This window comes from uncultured Intestinimonas sp. (genome assembly GCF_944387245.1).
GTDB lineage: Bacteria > Bacillota > Clostridia > Oscillospirales > Oscillospiraceae > Intestinimonas.
On sequence record NZ_CALXEE010000116.1, the window covers coordinates 1 to 4312 of the forward strand.

The window sequence follows — 4312 nt, forward strand, 5'->3', positions numbered from 1 at the left end:
TCAGGCACCAGGAAGTCGGCCTCGGTACAGGCCTTGATGTCCTCCACCGTGTAGCCGGGGGCCAGCTCCCGGAGCACCAGACCCTCCGGGGTCACCTCAAAGTAGCACCGCTCAGTGACGATGTCGGTGACGCAGTGGGCCCCGGTCAGGGGCAGGGTGCACTGCTTGAGGATCTTGGACTCTCCGCTCTTCTCGCAGTGGTCGGTGGCCACCACGATCTTCTTCACGCCGGCGCACAGGTCCATGGCGCCGCCCATGCCGGGAACCAGCTTGCCCGGGATGGTCCAGTTGGCGATGTTGCCCTGCTGGTCCACCTGGAGGGTTCCCAGCACCGCCGCGTCGATGTGGCCGCCCCGGATGTAGGCAAAGGAGGTGGCGTGGTCACAGACGCTGCCGCCGGGGATGACCGAGGCCGGCTGGCCGCCGGCGTCGATGAGGTCGGGGTCGGCGTCGTCCCAGGAGGGAGAGCTGCCGCAGCCCACGATGCCGATCTCGGCCTCCAGCCAGAGGTTGACCCCCTCCGGCAGGTAGTTGACGCACATCAGGGGCAGTCCGATACCCAGATTGACAAAATCACCGTCTTTGAAAAACTTCGCGCAGCGGGACGCGATCAACGCCCGTCCGGTGAGAGCTCCCATTACTTGCTGCCTCCTTCCGCCGCTTCCCGCGCCTTGGCCTCTGCCTTGGCCTTCGCCCGCTGCCACATGGGGCAGAAGGGCTTCTTCTCTCCCGTCCGCACATACACCATGTCCACAATGGGCGCGGGCACGTCGATATCATCGGGGCCCAGCTCGCCCACCTCCACCAGCTCCTCCACCTCGGCGATGACCAGATCGGCCGCCAGGGCCATATAGCTGTTGGTGGCCCGGCTGATGAGCCGGAAATTCAGGTTACCCGCACGGTCCGCCTTGGTGGCCTTGATGAGGGCCACGTCGGCGTGGAGGGGCAGCTCCAGCAGGTACTCCTTGCCGTTGATGGTCAGCTTCTGCTTGCCCTTTTCCACATCGGTGCCGATGCCGGTGGGGGTGAGACAGCCGCCCAGACCGGCGCCGCCGCAGCGGATGCGCTCGGCAAAGGTGCCCTGGGGCACGAACTCGATGTCCAGCTCCCCGGCGAACATCTGGTCCCGGGCCTCCGGGTTGAGGCCGATGTGGGTGGTGATGAGGCTTCTGACCCGGTGCTCGTGGATGAGCCGGCCCAGGCCCTGGTCCGGCATGCCGCCGGATACGGCGATGGCATCGATGTCCTTGACGCCCTTCTTTAGCACCTCGGTGATGAGCTCCTCCGCGGAGAATTCTCCATGCCAGTCTCCGAACATGATGACCTGGCCGTCATGGATGCCGGCCACGGCCTCTTCACGGGTCACGATCTTTGATTTCAAATCCCTTGCCACCTTTCCTTACGGGTGTTCGGCGTGATTCGCCTGTGTATCATTTCCCCTGGAACTGGGCCTTGCGCTTCTCCATAAATGCCTTGCAGCCCTCCTGGAAGTCCATGGAGGCGGCACACTCCCGCTGGGTGGGCACCTCCGTCTCGGCCAGCCACTGCTTGTAGTCGCTGTAACTGGCGTCGTAGAGCTGCTTTTTGATGTTTTTATACGAGACAAGGGGCCCCGCGGCCAGCTTTTTCGCAAAGGCCATGGTCACCTCGTCCAGCTCATCCACAGTGGTCACCTTGTAGGCCAGGCCCAGCGCCTTGGCCTCCTGGGCGTCCACAGGCCGCCCGGTGGCCGCCAGCTCCATGGTGCGGGCGGTCCCGATGCTCTTGGCCAGCAGATAGGTGGCGCCGGTGTCGGGCACCAGGCCCAGATTCACAAAGGCCAGGATGAATTTGGCGTTGTCGGCACAGATCATGAAGTCGCCGGCCAGGGCCAGACTCACACCGGCCCCCGCCGCCGCACCGCACACCGAGGTGATGACCATTTTGCTCATGCGCTTGATGCCGTCGGCCACGCCGCCCACCTTGCTGATGAGCCCGTCCATGTTGACCTCGCCGCCGGCCTGGATCAGCTGATAGAAGTAGCCGATGTCCCCGCCTGCGGAAAAGGCCTTCCTGCTGCCCTTGAGCACGACCACCCGCACCTCCGGGTCCTGCTCCGCCGCGTCCACCACATACTGGAGCTCGTCCGCCATCTGCTCATCAATGGCGTTGAGGTTCTTCAGGTAGTCCATGGTGATAACCGCGATGCCGTCTTCCACGGTGTAGATCAGCTTCTTCAGTTCCATTTTTACCCTGCTCCTTTCACAAACTCGCTCAGATCTGGGTTTCCGGTGACACCGGGCCTTACACTTAAAAGCTACCACTTTGTATTGTGAAAATCAATCATTTTTCCCGGTATTTTAAAAAATATATTTGTATAAAATAATGAAATTTGGCCTGGGAATTGCATCCATTCAAGATGAGATCAAGCATTTCCTATTATCACCTCTTCCCTGCTTCGCCGCCAAAAAAGCCGGACGGGCGGATACGGAAAAACCGTATCCGCCCGTCCGTCTTGGAGGCAGAGATATTGGATCAATCGCCAGCTTGGATGACGAACTCCTGATTGCCCATGGAACCAGGGCCCAGCTCGTACTTCTCAAAGACCACCACAGGGCGCCCATCTTCATTGAGGTAGAAGGGTTGATCCTCCTCAATGCCCTGGAAGCCGCCCTGCTCGGCGGTCCAGTAGATGTTGTCCGGGTCCTGGGACCGCTCCTCGATCTGTTGGGCCACCTGGGTGTTGACGGTCTCCATCCAATTGGGTCCCAGCAGGTCCCGGAGGGTGAGCTCCTTACCCGTCTCCAGGTCGATGTTGTAGGTGTAGAACTCGGTATAGGCGCTGGCCCGGGTCTCGGTCTTTTCCACCACGAAGGAGAGGTACTGGTCGGTCTGGCACTTGACCTCGTAGTCCACGTCGATGATGACCGGCATATAGTCCTTGGGATCGCCGCCGGTGGCCACATAGGCCTCCTTGCTCTCCCTGGCCCGGGCCTCGGCCTCGTCGATGACGGCCTGGATGCGGGTGGAGATCTCCTGGTTGATCTTCTGCTCCAGCTCGGTGTGGCCGGTGTTCTCCAGGGCGGGGAGGCGCACGTCGATGACCCGCTCCTCGTCGTTGATGGTGTACTCGGTGACGGTGACAATTCTGGCCAGGCTGCCCAGCACCGGCACCTCGTACACCGCCTGTGCAAAGCTGGGGCTGCCGTTGACCAGCAGCACGAAGCAGGCACAGCTGGCCAAGGCAGTGGCCAGGCTCCGGCGCAAGGTCCGCCGGTGCTTTCGCTGCCGGTCTCCCTCCCGGATGGCGGCGCGCACCATAAAAGAGAGCTCCTCCGGCGTCTCCTGTGCCCGATAGCGGGCTCTGGCCCGTTCCATTTCAGGGTGCATCGTCAATCTCCTCTCCAGTCATGTCCTTGAGCTTTCGGATGGCCTTGTAGAGCCGGGACTTCACCGTGTTCAGGTTGGCCCCGGTGGCCTGGGCGATCTCCTCCAGCTTCATGTCCTCAAAGTAGCGCAGCTTGACGACGGTCTGTTCCGGGAAGGACAGCCGGTCGATGGCGTCATAGAGGTCCAGCCGCTCCCCCGGGTCCCTGGGCTCCTCCGCCCGGTCCACCATCACGTCCTCCAGGGACACCAGGTTGCGATTCCGCCGGAAGTGGTTCATGGCCTCGTTGATGAGGATGCGGTAAAACCAGGTTTTAAGATAGGTCGGCTCCCGGACGGTGTCCACCTTACTCAGGGCTTTCACGATGGCCTCCTGCACCACGTCCAGGGCTGCGTCCCGATTTTTGACATAACTCATCGCCAGGCGGTAAAAATCCGTCTGTCCGTTGAGAATATGCTCCACCAGCAGCTGGCGGTTGTCCGGGACGTTCTGTCTCAAGGGGATGGCAGCTTCCTTCCGTTATGGGTCTTCCGGCGCCGCGGTGTGGGTCCGGAGGTAGTCGGCCCAGCGCTGATAGCCGCTCTTGGTGAGGTGGACGCCGTCGGTGCTCTCCTCCGCCGGCAGCACGCCGTTCTCGTCGGCCAGAGCGGCGTGGGCGTCCACCAGATAGACCTCCTTCTCCGCTGCGAGCTGGGCGATGAGGTCATTGTAGACGGCGATCTTCTCGTTTTTCAGCCACTCGTGGCTCTCCGACTTCTCCGCCGTCACCGGCAGCAGGGTCTGGAGGTAGATCTGGGCGTCGGGCTGGGCCGCCCGGACCAGATCGATGAGCTGAGCGTAGCAGTCGTAGAACCGCTGGTCGTTGTACCAGCCCAGCTCGTTGATGCCCAGCAGGATGTAAACCTTGCCGTAGGTCTTCTGCCCCAGGGCCTCCAGGGGGGTGTA

6 protein-coding genes are annotated in these 4312 nt (G+C 62.0%); all 6 read right to left on the minus strand.

Translation table 11 applies throughout. From position 1 onward, the window contains the following. On the minus strand, positions 1-638 hold a 638-nt coding region (locus tag Q0K15_RS10690), incomplete at its 3' end, for a CoA transferase subunit B (protein ID WP_294515831.1). After that, positions 638-1381: a CoA transferase subunit A gene (locus tag Q0K15_RS10695; protein WP_294515832.1), complete on the minus strand. Its 744-nt coding sequence runs from the start codon at positions 1379-1381 to the stop codon at positions 638-640. The genes Q0K15_RS10695 and Q0K15_RS10690, both read right to left, overlap by 1 nt. Before the next feature lie 49 nt (positions 1382-1430). After that, positions 1431-2225 (minus strand): enoyl-CoA hydratase-related protein, encoded by a 795-nt coding sequence (locus tag Q0K15_RS10700; protein ID WP_294515833.1) that lies wholly within the window; start codon positions 2223-2225, stop codon positions 1431-1433. Between the two features lie 289 nt (positions 2226-2514). Then, positions 2515-3357, minus strand: a complete 843-nt coding sequence (locus tag Q0K15_RS10705) for a DUF3298 and DUF4163 domain-containing protein (RefSeq protein WP_294515834.1) — start codon at positions 3355-3357, stop codon at positions 2515-2517. A 1-nt stretch (position 3358) separates the two neighbouring features. Then, positions 3359-3865, minus strand: a complete 507-nt coding sequence (locus tag Q0K15_RS10710; protein ID WP_294515835.1) for a sigma-70 family RNA polymerase sigma factor — start codon at positions 3863-3865, stop codon at positions 3359-3361. Positions 3866-3886: 21 nt separating this feature from the next. Next, positions 3887-4312, minus strand: a 426-nt coding sequence (locus Q0K15_RS10715) for a GDSL-type esterase/lipase family protein (protein WP_294515836.1), incomplete at its 5' end; no start/stop codon positions are given.